Origin of the sequence: Ancylobacter sp. Lp-2 (assembly GCF_020523795.1) — a bacterium.
Classification (GTDB): Bacteria; Pseudomonadota; Alphaproteobacteria; order Rhizobiales; family Xanthobacteraceae; genus Ancylobacter.
In genome coordinates, this window is the sequence record NZ_JAJALI010000008.1 from 22,941 (window position 1) to 39,416 (window position 16,476).

Genomic DNA, 16,476 nt, shown 5'->3' on the forward strand with positions numbered 1-16,476 from the left:
GGGCTTGCCGGTCGCTCAGGCCGCCCGGGCGGAGACGAGGAAATCACCCATCCGCTCCAACGCCCGGCGGATGTTTTCCGCCGAATTGGCATAGGACAGGCGGATATAGCCCTCGCCGAACACGCCGAAATCCGGGCCGCCGATGGTGGCGACGCCGGCTTTTTCGAGCAGGGCATTGGCCAGTGCCTTTGCCGAGTTCCAGCCGGTGCCCGAGACATTCGGGAAGGCGTAGAACGCCCCCTTCGGCGTGGCGCAGGCGACGCCCGGCAGCGCGTTCAGCCCGTCGACCACCAGCCGGCGGCGGGCGTCGAACTCGGCGACCATCGCCGCCACGCAGTCCTGCGGACCGGTGAGGGCGGCCAGCGCGCCAAACTGGGCAGGAGAATTGACGCAAGACCAGGCGTTGACGCTGAGCTTGCGCACCGCCTCGAACAGCGCCGGCGGCCACAGTGCCCAGCCCATGCGCCAGCCGGTCATCGCATAGGTCTTGGACCAGCCATTGAGCAGGATCAGCCGGTCACGAATCTCGGGATAGGCGAGCAGGGTGGTGTGCTCCTCGCCGTCGAACAGGAACTGGTCGTAGATCTCGTCGGAGAGGATGGCGACGTGCGGGTGGCGCTCCAGCCCGGCGACCAGCGCGTCGATCTCCGCCTTCGGCGTCACGCCGCCGGTGGGATTGGCTGGCGAGTTGAGGATGAGCAACCGGGTGCGCGGGGTGATCAGCGCCAGCGTCTCCTCGGCGGAGAAGGCGAAGCCGTTCTCCTCGCGGATCGGCACCGGCACCGGCGTGGCGCCGGTGAACTCGATCATCGATCGATAGATCGGGAAGCCGGGATCGGGATAGAGGATCTCCGCCCCCGGCTCGCCGAGCATGAGGATGGCGGCGAACATCGTCACCTTGCCGCCGGGCACGATGACGACGCGACCGGGATCGATCGAGGTGCCGTGGCGGCGATGAATGTCGGCGGCGACCGCCTCGCGCAGCGGTGCGATGCCGATGGACGGCGTGTAGCCGTGCTCGCCATCGCGCAGCGCCTTGATCGCCGCCTCGACAATGTGGTCCGGCGTGCGGAAATCCGGCTGGCCGATGCCGAGATTGATGATGTCGCGCCCCTGACCGGCGAGCGCAGCCGCGCGGGCAAGCACCGCGAAAGCATTCTCCTCGCCGATGCGCTCGAAGGCCGGGATGGGACGGATGGGGGAGATGGGCGATGTCACGGGCTTATTCTGCGTTGGCGTTGATAGGGCGCGGGACGACCGCAAATTGCTTGTAGTTTCATCATTGGTGTCACATGAACGGGGCGGGCTTCAAGCTGTTCTCTCCGTCCTAACCGTTCAATGCGCGCGATGCCGGGATCTTTCAATGAGCACTGACGCGTTCGACCTGCCTCTGGGAGAGTTGGTGGATTCCCGGCCGGCGGCGCGGCCGCAGCGTATCGCGCTCACCGGGCGGCATGTCGACATCGTGCCGTTCGACGTCGGCAAGCACGGCCCGGCGCTCTACGAGCGCTCGCACGGGCCGGAGAAGGAGCAGCTCTGGGCCTATCTCGGGGCGGCGCCCTTCGAGGACTATGCCGCGTTCGAGGCCTATTACGCGGCGGCGGCGCAGAAGGACGACCCGCTGCTCTACGCCATCATCGACAAGGCGAGCGGCGAGGCGGTGGGGCACGCCACTTTCATGCGCATCGACCCGGCCAACCGGGTGATCGAGGTCGGCAACATCCTTTATACACCGGCGCTGATGCGGACCCCGGGCGGCACCGAGGCGATGGAACTGATGGCGCGCCACGTCTTCGAGGCGCTGGGCTATCGGCGCTACGAGTGGAAGTGCAACGCGCTCAACGCCCCTTCGCGCCGCGCCGCCCTGCGCTACGGCTTCCGCTTCGAGGGCGTTTTCCGCCAGCACATGATCGTCAAGGGTCGCAACCGCGATACCGCCTGGTTCTCGATGCTGGACGGCGAATGGCCGCAGCGCGCCCATGCCTTCGCGCATTGGCTGGCGCCGGAGAATTTCGACGCCGAGGGGAGACAGCTCGCCTCGCTCGGCGTTCTCAATGCCGAGTTCATCGAGGTTGGCGATATCCGGCTGAGGCGGGCCAGCCTTGCCGATCTGCCGGCGGTGGAAGAGGTGCAACGGCGCGCCTATGCCAAGAACCGCACCCTGCTCGGGGTCGAGCCGGTGCCGCTGCTGTGGGACTACGTCCAGGTGTTCCGCGAGCGCGAGGTGTGGGTGGTCGACGGTGCCACCGCGCTGTCGGCGGTGCTGATCCTGGAGCCGCGGGCGGGTGACCTGCTGCTCGACAGCCTTGCCATCTCGCCGATGGCTCAGGGATCGGGCCTCGGCAACGTGCTGCTCGCCGCCGCCGATGCGCGGGCGCAGGCGCTGGGGCGCGGGGTGGTGCGGCTTTATACCGGCGAGCCGCTGTCGGCCAACATCAACTGGTATCGCCGCAAGGGCTATTCCATCGAGCGGGTGGAGCAGATGCCGGACCGGCGTCTGGTCCACATGGCGAAGGCGCTCGGCTGAACGCGGACGTCCGGCGCGGGCGAGGGGGAGGGGCACCTCGCGACCTTGTTTCCTTGCGTGCGCCGGCGGATCGCTTACATTCGGGACTGGGAATAGCGGGTGATCGACCCGCGACGAATCTGGACTTGCCTGCGATGAGCTATGTGGAAGCGGCCGCCGCGCCGCTGAGGAAGACCGGTCAGATCCGCCTGCACGGGCTGGAAGGCTTCGAGGGCATGCGCCGCGCCGGGCGGCTGGCCGCCGAGGCGCTCGATCTCGTGCACGAGATGGTCGCGCCGGGCGTCAGCACCGAGGCGATCGACAATCTGGTGTTCGAATTCGGCATGGACAACGGCGCCATCCCGGCGACGCTGATGTATCGCGGCTACCGCAAGTCGACCTGCACCTCGATCAACCACGTGGTTTGCCACGGCATTCCCAACGAGAAGCCGCTGCGCGAGGGCGACATTGTGAATGTCGACGTCACGCTGATCTATGACGGCTGGTACGGCGATTCGAGCCGCATGTACCCGGTGGGCGAGATCCCTCGCCGGGCCGAGCGGCTGCTGGACGTGACCTACGAATCGATGATGCGCGGCATCGCGGCGATCAAGCCGGGCGGCCATGTCGGCGACATCGGCGCGGCGATCCAGGACTTTGTCGAGCCGCTGCATATGAGCGTGGTGCGGGATTTCTGCGGCCACGGCGTCGGCCAGCTGTTCCATGACGAGCCGAACATCGTGCATGTCGGCCGCCGGGGCGAGGGCCCGGAACTGATGCCGGGCATGATCTTCACCGTCGAGCCGATGATCAATCTCGGCCGGCCGCACGTGAAGGTGCTGTCGGACGGCTGGACAGCGGTGACGCGCGACCGCGCGCTCTCCGCTCAGTTCGAGCATTCGGTCGGCGTGACCGAGACGGGAGTGGAGATCTTCACCCTGTCGCCGAAGGGCTATCACAAGCCGATCTTCGGCGGCTGAGCGGGCCGGGGCGGCGGATGAAGCCTAAACCGGGCTTTCAGGAGACGCCGACGTCCGAGGCCGCGCTGCCCGCGGCCGCATCGGCGGAAGCCGGAATGTCCGAGCGGGTTAGGCCGGGCGACTATGAGCCTCATTTCACCGGCCATCGCGAGCGGCTGCGCGAGCGTTTCCGCTCCGGGGGCGGGGAGGCGCTGCCGGATTACGAACTGCTCGAGCTCGTGCTGTTCCGCGCCGTGCCGCGCGCGGACGTCAAGCCGCTCGCCAAGAAGCTGGTGGAGCGCTTCGGCTCCTTCGCCGAGGTGATCGCCGCCCCGCCGGCGCGCCTGCGTGAGTTCAAGGGCGTCGGCGAGGCGATCATCACCGAATTCAAGCTGATCGGCTCCGCGGTGGAGCGGGTGACGCGGGCGCAGGTGAGGGCCAGGCCGGTGCTCTCATCGTGGAGCTCGGTGATCGCCCATTGCCGCGCCTCGATGGCTTTCGCTGACCGCGAGCAATTCCGGGTGCTGTTTCTCGACAAGCGCAACCAGTTGATTCTCGACGAGGTGCAGCAGAGCGGGACGGTGGATCACACGCCGGTCTATCCGCGCGAGGTGGTCAAGCGGGCGCTGGAAGTGTCGGCGAGCGCGATCATCCTCGTCCACAACCACCCGAGCGGCGACCCGACGCCGTCGAACGCCGATATCTCGATGACCAAGACCATCATCGACGTGGCGAAGCCGCTCGGCATCGAGGTGCACGACCACATCATCGTCGGCAAGGATGGCCATGCCAGCCTCAAGGGTCTGCGCCTGATCTGATATCGCCGATTTCTTCAGAAAACGCTGAGGGGCAGGGCGAAGGGCAGCAACACCAGCCCGGCGCCCAGAAGCACGACATCGACCAGCAGGCAGGCGCCGACCAGAAGCGGTTGCGAGGCCGGGCGCTGCACCAGCACGGTGGCGCCGATGAACAAAATGATCAGTCCCGCGAGAATGGGAAGAAGCGCAAGGGCGGGGTTCATGACGGGGCGTCCTGTCTGTGCGTTCCCGTGACCTTCAGCAGGTCTCGGCCGTCAATGGAGCCGCGAGCATGCCCGTCTGTTGTGAAACCCGGTTTGGCAATGTCCACGGTAACGCTCCTCTCCGACCATCAAGGTTCCGGGAGGGTTCAGCTCCGGCTGCGCTCGGCGCTGCGCCACTGATGCGGAGTGTCGCCGACGAAGCGGCGGAACACAGTGGTGAAGTGGGCTTGGGTCTGGAAGCCGACCTCCAGTGCGATGGCGACCAGCGAGTCGCGTGTCTCCTTCATCAGTGACTGTGCCTTCTCGATGCGCCGGCGCAGCAGGAATTCGTGCGGACGCAAGCCCGTGCTGACGCGGAACTGGGCGGCGAAATGCATGCGGCTGAGGCCGGCGGCGTCGGCCATGCCGGCGAGGGAGACGCTTTCGCTCAGATTCTCATCGATATAGGCGACGACTTTCTTCAGCCGCCATTTCGGCAGGCCCGATTTGGGACGGCGCGTCGCCGGGGTGGTCTCGGTGGCCGGCTCTTCGAGTGCGTCGCCGGCAGGGCGGACGCTGAGCGCGCGCGTGACGATGGCGAGGCGCAGCGCGTCGGCATAGACGCCGCCGAATTCGTCGGTGCCGTGCTCGGCGGCTTCCAGCGCCTGCGACAGCCGCAGGATCACCGGATCGTCCCCGGCAATGATGGCTGGGCCGGCGGCGAGGTTGAGGGCGGTGGGGATCTGGTTGCCGGCGACATGCAGATGCACGGTTCCGTTCCGCGTCGGCGTCTGCTCGCCGAAGGAGAGGCCGGCGGCCGGCGCGGTGCTCGCGGCGGAAATGGCGAGCACGAGATCGATATGGCCGAGGCGCACGGACAGCGTGTCGGGGGCTGGCAGAGAGGCGGCCGGCGCTGCGGCGAAGGGCACGCGCAGGATGTCGGGGAGGGCGTGGGTGGCGGTACCTTCGATCTGCGGAGACACGTGGAACGACATGACCGGAACTCCCTCTGTCTGTGGAGCGGAACGTGCCGCTGCCTGGGGTCCCGGCGATGGCAGTCTCGTGGAGAGGGGCATGACATGCTGCCGGACCGCACGAAGACGTCCCATCGCCGCATCTGGACGTTTCCAGGCATCGGCTGGCGATGGGCAAAGAATAGGCGCGGCGCGAAATTGCTCCATTCTACGTGGGTTTGGCTGGCTATATGAAGAGTTTGCCGGCCCCATACAAAGGTATGGGAACGGGCGCCGGAGGAACCGACAGCAGACGCGGCGGCATTCGCGAAAGAAAATCGTGCCGGATGGGGGCAGTGAAAGAGGTCGGCTCCCGCGTGGCGGGCGCAATACCCTCGCGGCCTCACTCTGGTCCCCTTTCAGGAGAAGATCCATGCCGATGCGCATCGTCATTGCCGGTGGCTCGGTCGGCGGGTTGTTCGCCGCCGAATTGCTGCGCCGGGCGGGACACGACGTGACCGTTTATGAGCGGTCGACCTCGGGGCTCGAGGGCCGCGGCGCCGGCCTCGTCGCGCAGCGCGAAGTGTTTGCCATGCTGCGCGAGGCTGGCGTCGAACATGTCGCGCAGTTCGGTGTCGAGGCGCATGAGCGCATCGTGCTCGACCGGGACGGTGAGGTGGTCCACCGGCAGGCGACGCCGCAGACGCAGCTCTCCTGGGACCGGCTGTTCCGGGTGTTCCGCGAGCGGGTACCGGACGGCGGCTATGTCGGTGGCCGGACGGTCGCGGGGGTGACGCAGGACATGCAGCGCGCGACGGTGCATTTCGCCGATGGCGGCGCAGAGGAGGCGGATCTCGTCATCGCCGCCGATGGGCTCGGCTCCACCCTGCGCGGGCTGGTGGCCGGCGCGGGATCGCTTCCCGCCTACGCCGGCTATGTTGCGTGGCGCGGGCTGGTGCCGGAGACGGCGATGCCGACACAGGCGGCGGCGAGGTTGTTCGAGCGCTTTGCCTTCTACGATATCCCGCGCTCACAGGTGCTCGGCTATCTGGTCCCCGGCGCGGACGGGGCGATCGAGCCGGGGCGGCGGCGCTACAACTGGGTCTGGTACCGGCGCTACACGCCGGAGGAACTCATCGGCGTGCTGACCGATGCCGACGGGCAGCGGCATGATTTCTCGCTGGCGCCGGGGCAGATGCGGCCGGCGGCGGCGGACGTCTTGCGCGCTGACGCCGCGCGACTGCTGCCGCCGGCCTTCGCGGCGGCGGTGGCGGCCGAGCCGCTCCCCTTCGTGCAGGCGATTTTCGACTATGCCACCCCGCGCATGGTCGCCGGGCGGCTGGTGCTGATCGGCGACGCCGCCTTCGTCGCCCGTCCGCACACCGCCATGGGCGTCGCCAAGGTGGCCGGAGATGCTTTCGCGCTGCGCGACGCGCTCGTGGGGCAGCCGGACGTGCCGGCGGCGCTGGCGGCCTTCGAGCGGGTGCGCCTGCTGCACGGGCAGGCGGTGGTGGACTATGGAAGGCGGCTCGGCGCCTCGTTCGACTGAAATGTCCCGGCGTGCCTTCAGTAATAGCGTGGGCTTAGTGGCCCGCGCGGTGCCTGCCCGAGCAGGGCGACGACTATGAGCCCGGCCAGCGCGCCCCAGTAGCAGAGCTGGAATCCGTCGATATAGGACAGCACATTGGCTTCGCGTGCTACCAGCGCGGCCAGGCTGGCGACGCCACGCGCGCTGGCTTCCTGCGCCGAGGCGCCCGCATCGGTGAAGGGGGCGGTGAAACCCTGTAGTGCATCCGTGACCTTCTGGCTCGCCGACGGCACGTGCAGGCCGAGCAGGTAGGAGTGCAACTGCTCGCGGTGGCGCAGGAAGGTCGTCATGATGCTGATGCCGGTCTCGGCGCCGCCGAGGCGCAGTACCTGCACATAGGCGCCGACCGCTGTCGCCTGCTTCGGATCGGAATTGGCGAGCAGGTAGACCACCGCGGCCAGGAAGGTGAAGCCCTGGCCGACCGACTGGATGAGCAGCATCGGCAGGAAGCTCCAGGCCGCCCATTCATGGGTGATGTAGGTGCCCATATGCCCGGCGATGGCAAAGGCGAGGAAGCCGATCAGCAGGCTCAGCCGGACGTCGAACAGGCGGATCATGATCACCGCGACCGGCATGATCACCAGCAGCGGCAGAGCGACGCCGACGACGATCGGGCCGCCGATCTCCTCCGGCCGCAGCCCGACCACGTTGGAGAGGAAGTTCGGGACCAGCAGGCTGTTCGACATGCTGGCGAGGTTGAAGCACAGGATGATCAGGAAGCCGAGCAGCACGTTGCGCTTGGCGATGACGCGATGGCTCGCCCAGGGCGCCCTCACCAGCGTCTCGTTGACGAAGAAGAACACGTGCATCGCCACGCCCGCCACCAGCAGGGAGAGGATCAGCCCGGATTGCAGCCAGTCCAGCCGGTTGCCCTGGTCGAGCGCCACGTAGATGAGCGCCCAGCTGGAGCCGAGCAGGGCCATGCCGCCCCAATCGGCGCGTTGCAGCAGCGCGATGTCGATTTTTTCCACCGGCGAACCGAGGCGTACCAAAATGCCGATGAGCGGGGCCAGGAAGACGTCCTGCCAATAGACCCACTCCCAGGACAGGTGGGTCTCGTAGAAGCCGACGATGGCGACGCCGGTGCTCTGCGAAAAAGCCAGGCGGAAGGCATACACCGCCAGCGCCGGCACCCACCATTTCAGCGGCAGGTTGCGGAAGATGATCATGATCGTCGCCGGGATGAACACCCCGAGCAGGAAGCCGCGCAGCCCGTGCAGCAGCGCGAGCGTCTCCCAGTTCCGCACCTCGGGAATGATCGCCGAGACCACCGCATAGACGAGGCTCGGCCAGAACAGCACCCGGCCGACGCCGAAGGTGGCCGCTAGCCAGGCAACCGCCGGGGCGATGAAGATCTGCGGCGCGGTGGCGATGGTGGAAAGCCAGGCGCCCTGATCGAAACTGAGCCCGAAGGCGCCGCGCAGGTCCGGCAAGCCGATGGAGAACAGCCGCGTGTCGAAGCCGACGAGGAAGGAGCCGAGCAGTACCGCCGCGGCGGCGAGGGCGGGCCGGCCATAGGGGTGGATTTGCGGAGGCGCGGGGAGGGTGACGGCGGTGGCGGTCATGGCGGTCATTTCGCCGCGTCGATGTGGATCTGCGCTTCCACGGACATGCCGGCGCGCAACCTGTCGGTCAGCGCCTGCCCCGGCTCGATGGCGATGCGCACCGGGATGCGCTGCACCACCTTGGTGAAGTTGCCGGTGGCGTTGTCCGGTGGCAGCAGAGCGAAGACCGAGCCGCTCGCCGGCGAGATGCGCTCCACCCGCCCGTGCAGCGTCTGGCCGGGGAAGGTGTCGACGGTGATGTCGACCTTCTGGCCGGGAGCGACATGGGTGAGCTGCGTCTCCTTGAAATTGGCGATCACATAGACGTTGGGGATCGGCACCGCGGCGATCAGGTTGGTACCGACATTCACATAGTCGCCGATCTGCACGAGACGGGTGCCGACAATGCCGTCGAAGGGCGCGGACACCTGCGTGTAGCTGAGCTTGAGGTCGGCGGTCTTCAGATTGGCGTTGGCGGCGTCCAGACTGGCGCGCAGCGTGCCTTCCTGTCCGGTTAGCACGTCGAGCTGGCGCTTCTGTGCCTCGATGGCGGCCTGCGCCGAGCGCACATCCGCCTGCGCCTTGGCGAGATTGGCGGTGGCCTGCTGCAGCTTCTGCTCGGTGCCGGCGATGCCGCCCTGCACCAGGGTCTGCTGGCGGGTGAACTCCTCGCTCATCTCCACCTCGGCCGCCTGGGCGGAGACCAGCTGCGCCTCGGCCTGGCTGATGACCGCGCGCTGGAGTTCCTCTTGATTGCGCAGATTGGTGAGCGCCGCCTGCGCCCCCTCCACCGCCGCCTGCGCGGCGTCGCGGACCGCCTGATAGTCGGCGGGGTCGATCTCGACCAGCGGCTGGCCGGCCTTCACCGCCTGATAGTCGTCGACCAGCACTTTGAGCACATTGCCGCTGATGCGGGCGCTGAGCGTCGAGACGTCGGCGCGCACATAGGCGTCGTCGGTATATTGCACCGGCTGCTCGCTGGCCCACTGGCTCCAGCGGTTGTTGGTGTAAACCAGCAGCCCGCCGACGGCGAGGATCGCCGCCAGCGGGATCAGCAGCCGGCGCAGACTGGCGGCGAGCGAGAAGGGCGTGTCGTCCTCGGGAGAAGCCTGGCTGGTCGCGTGGTCGGGCGGGGTCTGGGTGGGCATGTCGCGAGGGCCTTCCTTCGGGCGGATGGATCGCCGCCGGCGCGACGATCCTGACGATCATCGTGCCGGCATGCTTTCCAGAATCCATTCCGCATCGTTCCGGACGTGTGGGGCCGCAACGGTGCGGAGCCGAGCATGTCACCCGGCGCGGCGACGAACCAGAGCCGAGAGTTGCAGCAGCGTCGCCACCGCCGAGAGGCCGATGCCGAGGGCAGAGACGGCAGCCCAGCCGCCGGCGCTCCAGGCGAGGCTCGCGGTGGCGGAGCCGAGGGCACCGCCGAGGAACATCGCCCCCATCAGTACGGTGTTCAGCCGGGCGCGAGCGGCGGGGCGGAGCGAGAACACGATGTGCTGGTTGGACACCAGGGCGCTCTGGATGCCGAAATCGAGCAGGATCACCCCGACCACCAGGCCGGCGAGCGAGCCCCAGGCGCCGAAGACCAGCCACGACACCAGGGTGACGACCGCTCCCAGCATTACCGCCAGCGAGGCACCGCGCTTGTCGGCGAAGCGGCCGGCGAGCGGGGCGGCGAGGATGCCGACCGCGCCGACGAGCCCGAACAGGCCGGCAATGTCGGCGCCGAAGCCGAAGCGCGGTTCCGCCAGCCGGAAGGCGAGAACGGTCCAGAACACGGTGAAGGCGGCGAACAGCGCGGCCTGGGTCAGCGCCGCCAGCCGCAGCGCCGGAAACTCGCTCCAGAGATGCACGATGGAGTGCAGCAGCCGGCCATAGCGCATGCCCGAATCCGGTCGGCTGTGCGGCAGGGTAAGAGCCATCAATCCGGCAGCGGCGAGCGCCATCGGCACGGCGAGCCAGAACATTTCGCGCCAGCCGCCATGGGTGGCGACAAAGCCGGCCAGGGTGCGGCTGAGCAGGATGCCGGCGAGCAGGCCGGCCATCACGGTGCCGACCGTCGCGCCGCGCTTCTCCGGAGCCGCCAGATGCGCGGCGAGCGGCACGATCTGCTGCGCGACGGTGGCAGCGAGGCCTACCGCCAGCGAGGCCAGCACGATCATCAGCCCGGAGGGGGCCACGGCCGCCAGCACCAGCGCGGCTGCCAGCACGACGAACTGCGCGACGATCAGACGGCGCCGCTCGACGAGGTCGCCGAGCGGGACCAGCAGGAACAGCCCGATGGCATAACCGAGCTGCGTCGCCGTCGGGATCGCCGCGGTGACGGGACCGGGCAGGTCCTGCTCGATGATCGCGAGCATGGGCTGGTTGTAATAGATATTGGCCACGGCGACGCCGGCGGCGGTCGCCATGGCGAAGGTGGTGCCGAGGCCGAGGGTCGTCTCGGCCGGCACATGGGTTTCGTGCACGCTTTGCTGCGTGGTCATGGGAATCTCTCCTGCGCCCGACGCGTCCGCGCTGTCTGCGCGGGTGGGACGAACCGGCATCGGTCGCCAATGTTCGGTATCGATTGCGTTTGAAGATAATATTTCGCATGAACTGTTATAGTGTCTTGCCGTGATGCACGATTGTATCGGATTCTGATGTAATGGATTTCGACGCCCTGGCCGTGTTGGTGGAGACCGCTTCGGCGGGGAGCCTGGCGGGGGCGGCGCGGCGGCTGCGGCTCTCGCCGATGGGTGCGACGCGGCTGCTGGCCGGGCTGGAGAAGGAGCTCGGCGTCCGGCTGGTGCATCGGACGACGCGGGCTCTTTCCCTGACCGATGACGGCCTCTCCTTCCTGCCGCATGCCGAGGCGTTGCTGGAAGAGCGTGCCGCAGCGCTCGCTAGCCTGCGCGGCCGGCAGGGCGGCGCCAGCGGGCTGCTGCGGCTCAGCGCTTCGCTGGCCTTCGGCCGCCAGGTGGTGGCGCCGCTGGTGGTGGAGTTCATGGCGGCGCACCCGCAGGTAACGGTCGATCTGCAGCTGTCTGACAGCGTGGTCGACATCGTCGCCGAGGGTCTCGACCTCGCCATTCGCATTGCGCCGTTGGACGACAGCAGCCTGATCGCCCAGCGTCTGACCGACAATCCGCGCTGGCTGGTGGCGGCGCCCGGCTATCTCGAGCGCCGTGGCGCCCCAGGCGACCTCGCAGAACTCGCCGGGCACGAGTGCCTGACGGTAAGCGCGGTGCCGCACTGGAGCTTCCGGGTCGGCACGGCGATGCGGCGGGTCAAGGTGGCGGGGCGGTTTTCCGCCAATTCGGTGGACGCGATCCATGCCGCCTGCCGGGGCGGGCTCGGCATCGCCAACCTGTCGGACTGGAACCTGCACGATGACATCGCGCGAGGCCTGTTGCGCCGGGTTCAACTGGCCGACGCGGTGCCGGAGCCGCTCTCCATCTGGGCGGTCTACCCGACGCGGCGGCTGGTGCCGGCCAAGGTAAGGCAATTCATCGAGGCGCTGTCGCAGCGGCTAAAGGCCGACGCGGCGGAACGCAACGACGAGCTGCCGGCGGATTGAACGCCGGACGGTAGTCGTCAGCCCGCGATCTGGCTGCCCCGCGCGGGCAGCATGATCGCGATCTGGCCACCCCAGCCGCCGCCTGGAGGATCGATGCGGATCTCGCCGTCATGGGCGTTGATGATGGTGCGGCACATTGCGAGGCCGAGGCCCATGCCGTTGGCCTTGGTGGTGAAGAAGGGCTCGAAGGCCTTCTGTGCGGCCTCGGCGGCGAAGCCGGGGCCGGAATCGCGCACTTCGACGCCCACCCCGCCGCCGAGGCGCCAGGTGCGTACCACGATCCGCCGCTCGCCGGCCGGCGTCGCGTGCATTGCCTGGATGGCGTTGGTGATCAGGTTGATCAGCACTTGCTGCAGCATGATGCGGTCGCCTTCGACCGCCAGCCCGTCGGCCTCCAGCGCCGGCGTCAGCGTCACGCCATGGGCGGCGATCTCGTGCTGCACCAGCCGGACGGCTTCGCCGACCAAAGCGTCGACGTCGAGCGTCGCCCGTTCGGGCTCCACTTTGGTCATGAAGGAGCGCACGCGCCGCACCACCTGCGAGGCGCGCCGGGCCGCCTCGCCGGCGGCGTCGAGCGAGGCCCGCACCTCGGCGAGGTTCGGTGGGTCGCGGTCCATCCACCGGCTCGCCGCCGCCGCATGGGCGGAAATGGCGGCGAGCGGCTGGTTGATCTCATGCGCGATGGAGGCGGAGACCTCGCCGATCGTGGCGGCGCGCAGCGCGTGATCGAGCTGGCTGCGGGTGCGCTGCAGCGCCTCCTGCACGCGGATGCGCTCGGTGATGTTGAGGACGCTGGCCTGCACGCGGTCCAAAAGCTCGGGCGGCGGGAAGTTGAAGGCGACCAGCACCCGCAGCGGCTCGCCCTGGCGAGTGCGAATGCCGGCTTCGCTCTGGAAATGCGGGGCGCCGGAATCAAGCGCCAGCAGGAAACCGATGAAATCCTCGTCGGGATCGGTGAGGAACCCATCGAGATGGGTAAAGAATTCCTCCTTGGACGAGACACCCATCAAATGCAGCCCGGTGCCGTTCACATCGGTGACGCGGACGCTGGCGCGGATGCGGCGCAGCAGCTCCGGGTGCTGGGCAAGATAGAGCGCGAGGTCGTCGATGCCCTGCGCCCGTAGCGCATCGAGTTCCGCCTTCACCGGCCGCAGATCATGCTCCCAGATCGCCACCGCCAGTGTTTCGAAGATGGTGCGGAAACGCTGCTCGCTCTGGCTCAGCGCCTCGATGGCGGCCTTGCGCTGGGTGATGTCGGTGTTGGTCTCGAGAGTGGTACCCTCGTAGCGGCCGGGCTCGGTGCGCCGGCGCAGCCGGCTGAACACATGGATGGCGCGCCCGTCACGCGCGGTCTGCACGACCTCGCCTTCCCAGGCACCGTCCCGCGCCAGCGCGGCCCTGACGGTGCCGCGCGACTGCGGGTAGCGGGTCGCCAGCAGGGCATGGGGATCCTGCCCATAGGCCTCCTCGAAGCTCCAGCCATAGAGCGTCTCGGCGCCGTGATTCCAGTACATCACCCGATCGGTGACGTCGGTGAGGAAGATGGCGTCGCTGGTGACGTCGAGCAGCTCCGCCTGCGAGGCGACGGTCTGCCGGTCGCCGTGGCGTTGCAGCAGGATGAAGGCGGCACCGAGGATCGCCGCCAGGCTGAACAGCAGACGCAACGCCGCGTCGATCGATATGTCTTCGTCGTGCCCGTAGAAGAAGCTGAAAAGCGCAAGGGCGATGCAACCGGCCGCCGTGACGCGGATCGCGCGTTCCGACGCCGTGTCGCCAATGACGATCAGCACCAGCACATACAGAACAGCCACGGCGCTGCTCAGCATGGTGAAGCTGTCTATGGCAAAGATCGCCGCTGCCAGAGCGGCAGCTCCGGCATAGCGGCCCCTCGATCCCAGGATGCCCGGAACTGCTTGTCTTCGCATAGGAATTTGCGACTTCTCGTAGGGTAAGGTCACGCGGCGCCATTATAGGGATGGCGCGCCGCCTGTCATCGGCCAAAGCGGTCAACGACCCTATACCGAGGTATGCTCCGAGGGGCGCGGCGCGCCGGTCAGGTCGGTTGCGACGCGACCTCCTGAAGGACCGCCACCAGGCTGTCGACGTCGCGCGGACCGTCATAGCGCAGGCCGTTGATGAACAGTGTCGGGGTGCCGTTGACGCCGCTCCGCAAGCCGCCGGAGAAATCGCGGCGGATCTTCTCGTCGTAACGGCCCTCGAAGCCGGCGCGCAGATGCGCCTCGTCGAGGTCGATCGCCTGCGCCAGTGCCCGGAGGCCGGCATCGTCGAGCGCGTCCTGATGCTCGTAGAGCAGGTCATGCGCCTCCCAGAACCGGCCGATACCCGCCGCCGCCTCGGCGAATTCGGCGGCGCGCCCGGCATGGGGATGCTGCTGGGTGAGCGGGAAATTGCGGAACACGAAGCGCAGTTGGTCGCCCATCGCTGCCTGCACGGCCTTGAGCACCGGATAGGCTTCCCCGCAATAGGGGCATTCATAGTCGCCATATTCGACCAGGGTGACCGGCGCATCGGCTGGCCCTTGGGCGTGGTCGTCGGCACCGACCGCGGGGGTGAGACGGCTCATGGCGCCACTCCCGTGGTGTTCGCCCCGGCCAGGGCATCCAGTGCGTCCAGAATGCCGTCTGCACCGGGATTGAGGCCGAGAGGCGAGACATAGCTCCAGCGGATCACACCCTCGCCATCGATCACGAACAGCGCCCGCTCGGAAGTGCCGTCATGCTCGCGATAGACGCCGTAGCGGCGCGCCACGCCGCCCTTGGGCTCGAAATCGGCCAGCAGCGGGAAGTGCAGCTTGCGGTCGGCGGCGAAGGCGGCGTGGCACCACACCCCGTCGGTGGAGATGCCGACCAGCTGGGCGCCGTAGCGGTGGAACTCGGGAAGTATCTCGTTGTAGAGCGCCATCTGGTCGCCGCAGACCGGGCTCCAGTCGGCGGGATAGAAGGCGAGGATGACCGGCCGGCCCTTGAGATCCGCGAGGGACAGGGCCTGATCCGGCGTCGCCGGCAAGCTGAAGGCGGGAGCCGGTTCGCCGGAGGTCAAGGCGCCGGCATGGGCGGAGGTCTCGGGCATCGGTTTGTCTCCAGGACCGCCGCCGGTGCGCTGTCGCACCGGCGAGGCGGCGGACGCTCAGTGGTTCGAACGGGTGGATTCGTAGAGGAACCAGCTGCGGCGCTCGGTCTCGTCGATCCAGTTCTCGATCAGGCTGGCGGTCGCGACGTCGTTGTACTCGTCGCAGACCGCGTGGGTGGCGCGCAGGAAGCCGGTGAGCTGGCGGTTGTCCTCGGCAAGCTCGGCGAGCATGTCCTGCGCGGTCACGTAGTCGGCGTCGTTATCGGCGATGCGCTGCAGGCGGGAGATATGGCCGATGGAGCGCAGCGTGGTGCCGCCGACCTTGCGGGCGCGTTCGGCGATGTCGTCGGTCATCGCGAAAAGCTGGTCGCCCTGATCGTCAAGCATGAGGTGATAGTCGCGGAAGTGCGGGCCCGACATGTGCCAGTGGAAGTTCTTGGTCTTGAGATAGAGCGCGAACACGTCGGCCAGCAGCGTGGTCAGCGCGGCGGCGATGTCGCGGGTGGCGTCGGCACCGAGATCGGTGGGGGTGCGCAGCGGCGCGATCTGGCGCGTCTTCGCCGGTGTGTCGGTCATGGCAGGCTCTCCAATCGGGCGGGTTGCATTCGGAAGGGCGGCGGTGCCGTCGCCGCACGGATCCCGCGCAGGCCGGCCATTCGAGGCGGTCCATGTCGGGGCATCCGATGATACCAAAGCTAGGCCGGCTGTCCGGGCCGGGATATCGGCCGTTTGGTTTGCAGCCTCATACATGAGTGTGAGGCCTCGCAGCGGGCATGCAGGCGCGGGGCATCGGAGGCGTTCCACCTCGGATGTCTCGACGGCGAGGAAAGGGAAGATCAGGCCGGGTGGCTGAGCGCCTGGTCGAGGCAGGCGATCATCTCGCCGCCGTCGAAGGGCTTGCTGAGGAAGCCGATGGCGCCGGAGGCCGTTACCTGGCGGCGCAGACGTTCCTCGGGAAAGGCGGTGATGAAGATCAGCGGCACGCGATGGCCACCCTGGCGCAGGCGCGCCTGCAGCTCGACGCCGCTCATGCCGGGCATCTGCACGTCGGTGATCACGCAGTCGCTGTCGAACAGCCGGGGCGAATGGAGAAAATCCTCGGCCGACGCAAAGGTACTGGTCTCGAACCCCAGCGACCGAACCAGGCTTGCGGTCGCGGTCCGCACCGACTCGTCATCATCGATGATCGAGATCATCGCGGTCTGGCGCACAATGGTTGATCCTTCTCGCTGATCGGGACGCGCACCGATCTCACGTCTCTTGTTGCTCTCTAT

At 68.0% G+C, this 16,476-nt stretch carries 16 protein-coding genes; 5 read left to right on the forward strand and 11 right to left on the reverse strand.

Features of this window, described 5'->3' with window-relative positions:
* Positions 1 to 15: 15 nt before the first annotated feature.
* Positions 16 to 1,218 (reverse strand): pyridoxal phosphate-dependent aminotransferase, encoded by a 1,203-nt coding sequence (locus LGR54_RS18865; protein WP_230363521.1) that lies wholly within the window; start codon positions 1,216 to 1,218, stop codon positions 16 to 18.
* A 145-nt stretch (positions 1,219 to 1,363) separates the two neighbouring features.
* Here LGR54_RS18865 and LGR54_RS18870 point away from each other — a divergent pair, with 145 nt between their 5' ends.
* The 3 genes from LGR54_RS18870 (at position 1,364) to radC (ending at position 4,283) form a co-directional block, all read left to right on the forward strand.
* Positions 1,364 to 2,527, forward strand: a complete 1,164-nt coding sequence (locus LGR54_RS18870) for a GNAT family N-acetyltransferase (protein WP_230363522.1) — start codon at positions 1,364 to 1,366, stop codon at positions 2,525 to 2,527.
* Between the two features lie 134 nt (positions 2,528 to 2,661).
* The gene (gene map, locus LGR54_RS18875) at positions 2,662 to 3,486 is read left to right on the forward strand and encodes a type I methionyl aminopeptidase (protein WP_230363523.1); all 825 of its coding nucleotides are present in this window, start codon (positions 2,662 to 2,664) and stop codon (positions 3,484 to 3,486) included.
* Positions 3,487 to 3,581: 95 nt separating this feature from the next.
* Entirely contained in the window at positions 3,582 to 4,283 is a 702-nt protein-coding gene (gene radC, locus LGR54_RS18880; RefSeq protein ID WP_230363524.1) for a DNA repair protein RadC, read from the forward strand.
* Positions 4,284 to 4,297: 14 nt separating this feature from the next.
* Here radC and LGR54_RS18885 read toward each other — a convergent pair whose 3' ends face one another.
* Together LGR54_RS18885 and LGR54_RS18890 are read right to left on the reverse strand one after the other, a co-directional pair.
* The gene (locus LGR54_RS18885) at positions 4,298 to 4,486 is read right to left on the reverse strand and encodes a hypothetical protein (RefSeq protein WP_230363525.1); all 189 of its coding nucleotides are present in this window, start codon (positions 4,484 to 4,486) and stop codon (positions 4,298 to 4,300) included.
* Positions 4,487 to 4,632: 146 nt separating this feature from the next.
* A complete protein-coding gene (locus LGR54_RS18890) occupies positions 4,633 to 5,460 on the reverse strand; it encodes a helix-turn-helix domain-containing protein (protein WP_230363526.1) in 828 nt (275 codons plus the stop codon).
* A 391-nt stretch (positions 5,461 to 5,851) separates the two neighbouring features.
* On the opposite strand from LGR54_RS18890, the gene LGR54_RS18895 reads away from it, so the two are divergent.
* A complete protein-coding gene (locus LGR54_RS18895) occupies positions 5,852 to 6,967 on the forward strand; it encodes an FAD binding domain-containing protein (protein ID WP_230363527.1) in 1,116 nt (371 codons plus the stop codon).
* Positions 6,968 to 6,984: 17 nt separating this feature from the next.
* Here LGR54_RS18895 and LGR54_RS18900 read toward each other — a convergent pair whose 3' ends face one another.
* From LGR54_RS18900 to LGR54_RS18910, 3 genes are all read right to left on the reverse strand, one after another.
* Positions 6,985 to 8,571, reverse strand: coding sequence for an MFS transporter (locus tag LGR54_RS18900; RefSeq protein WP_230363528.1), 1,587 nt, complete (start codon positions 8,569 to 8,571; stop codon positions 6,985 to 6,987).
* Positions 8,572 to 8,576: 5 nt separating this feature from the next.
* The gene (locus LGR54_RS18905) at positions 8,577 to 9,698 is read right to left on the reverse strand and encodes an HlyD family secretion protein (RefSeq protein WP_230363529.1); all 1,122 of its coding nucleotides are present in this window, start codon (positions 9,696 to 9,698) and stop codon (positions 8,577 to 8,579) included.
* Positions 9,699 to 9,836: 138 nt separating this feature from the next.
* Entirely contained in the window at positions 9,837 to 11,039 is a 1,203-nt protein-coding gene (locus tag LGR54_RS18910; RefSeq protein ID WP_370638236.1) for an MFS transporter, read from the reverse strand.
* Positions 11,040 to 11,200: 161 nt separating this feature from the next.
* Here LGR54_RS18910 and LGR54_RS18915 point away from each other — a divergent pair, with 161 nt between their 5' ends.
* On the forward strand, positions 11,201 to 12,112 hold the full coding sequence (locus LGR54_RS18915; protein WP_230363530.1) for a LysR family transcriptional regulator: 912 nt from the start codon (positions 11,201 to 11,203) through the stop codon (positions 12,110 to 12,112).
* Between the two features lie 17 nt (positions 12,113 to 12,129).
* Here LGR54_RS18915 and LGR54_RS18920 read toward each other — a convergent pair whose 3' ends face one another.
* From LGR54_RS18920 to LGR54_RS18940, 5 genes are all read right to left on the reverse strand, one after another.
* Entirely contained in the window at positions 12,130 to 13,923 is a 1,794-nt protein-coding gene (locus tag LGR54_RS18920; protein ID WP_230363531.1) for an ATP-binding protein, read from the reverse strand.
* A gap of 242 nt (positions 13,924 to 14,165) precedes the next feature.
* Positions 14,166 to 14,696: a DsbA family protein gene (locus LGR54_RS18925; protein WP_230363532.1), complete on the reverse strand. Its 531-nt coding sequence runs from the start codon at positions 14,694 to 14,696 to the stop codon at positions 14,166 to 14,168.
* Entirely contained in the window at positions 14,693 to 15,202 is a 510-nt protein-coding gene (locus LGR54_RS18930) for a redoxin domain-containing protein (protein ID WP_230363533.1), read from the reverse strand. Before LGR54_RS18930 ends, LGR54_RS18925 begins: the two co-directional genes overlap by 4 nt.
* A gap of 57 nt (positions 15,203 to 15,259) precedes the next feature.
* Positions 15,260 to 15,778, reverse strand: a complete 519-nt coding sequence (locus LGR54_RS18935) for a Dps family protein (protein WP_230363534.1) — start codon at positions 15,776 to 15,778, stop codon at positions 15,260 to 15,262.
* A 260-nt stretch (positions 15,779 to 16,038) separates the two neighbouring features.
* Positions 16,039 to 16,398: a response regulator transcription factor gene (locus LGR54_RS18940; protein WP_230363665.1), complete on the reverse strand. Its 360-nt coding sequence runs from the start codon at positions 16,396 to 16,398 to the stop codon at positions 16,039 to 16,041.
* Positions 16,399 to 16,476 lie beyond the last annotated feature (78 nt).

What these genes read in the sequence shown, in the direction of transcription:
- LGR54_RS18905 (WP_230363529.1), bottom strand. Translation starts at nt 9,698, where the DNA reads ATGCCCACCCAGACCCCGCCCGACCACGCGACCAGCCAGGCTTCTCCC.
- LGR54_RS18900 (WP_230363528.1), bottom strand. Translation starts at nt 8,571, where the DNA reads ATGACCGCCACCGCCGTCACCCTCCCCGCGCCTCCGCAAATCCACCCC.
- LGR54_RS18895 (WP_230363527.1), top strand. Translation starts at nt 5,852, where the DNA reads ATGCCGATGCGCATCGTCATTGCCGGTGGCTCGGTCGGCGGGTTGTTC.
- LGR54_RS18935 (WP_230363534.1), bottom strand. Translation starts at nt 15,778, where the DNA reads ATGACCGACACACCGGCGAAGACGCGCCAGATCGCGCCGCTGCGCACC.
- LGR54_RS18930 (WP_230363533.1), bottom strand. Translation starts at nt 15,202, where the DNA reads ATGCCCGAGACCTCCGCCCATGCCGGCGCCTTGACCTCCGGCGAACCG.
- LGR54_RS18925 (WP_230363532.1), bottom strand. Translation starts at nt 14,696, where the DNA reads ATGAGCCGTCTCACCCCCGCGGTCGGTGCCGACGACCACGCCCAAGGG.
- map (WP_230363523.1), top strand. Translation starts at nt 2,662, where the DNA reads ATGAGCTATGTGGAAGCGGCCGCCGCGCCGCTGAGGAAGACCGGTCAG.
- LGR54_RS18915 (WP_230363530.1), top strand. Translation starts at nt 11,201, where the DNA reads ATGGATTTCGACGCCCTGGCCGTGTTGGTGGAGACCGCTTCGGCGGGG.
- LGR54_RS18885 (WP_230363525.1), bottom strand. Translation starts at nt 4,486, where the DNA reads ATGAACCCCGCCCTTGCGCTTCTTCCCATTCTCGCGGGACTGATCATT.
- LGR54_RS18940 (WP_230363665.1), bottom strand. Translation starts at nt 16,398, where the DNA reads ATGATCTCGATCATCGATGATGACGAGTCGGTGCGGACCGCGACCGCA.
- LGR54_RS18870 (WP_230363522.1), top strand. Translation starts at nt 1,364, where the DNA reads ATGAGCACTGACGCGTTCGACCTGCCTCTGGGAGAGTTGGTGGATTCC.
- LGR54_RS18890 (WP_230363526.1), bottom strand. Translation starts at nt 5,460, where the DNA reads ATGTCGTTCCACGTGTCTCCGCAGATCGAAGGTACCGCCACCCACGCC.
- radC (WP_230363524.1), top strand. Translation starts at nt 3,582, where the DNA reads ATGTCCGAGCGGGTTAGGCCGGGCGACTATGAGCCTCATTTCACCGGC.
- LGR54_RS18910 (WP_370638236.1), bottom strand. Translation starts at nt 11,039, where the DNA reads ATGACCACGCAGCAAAGCGTGCACGAAACCCATGTGCCGGCCGAGACG.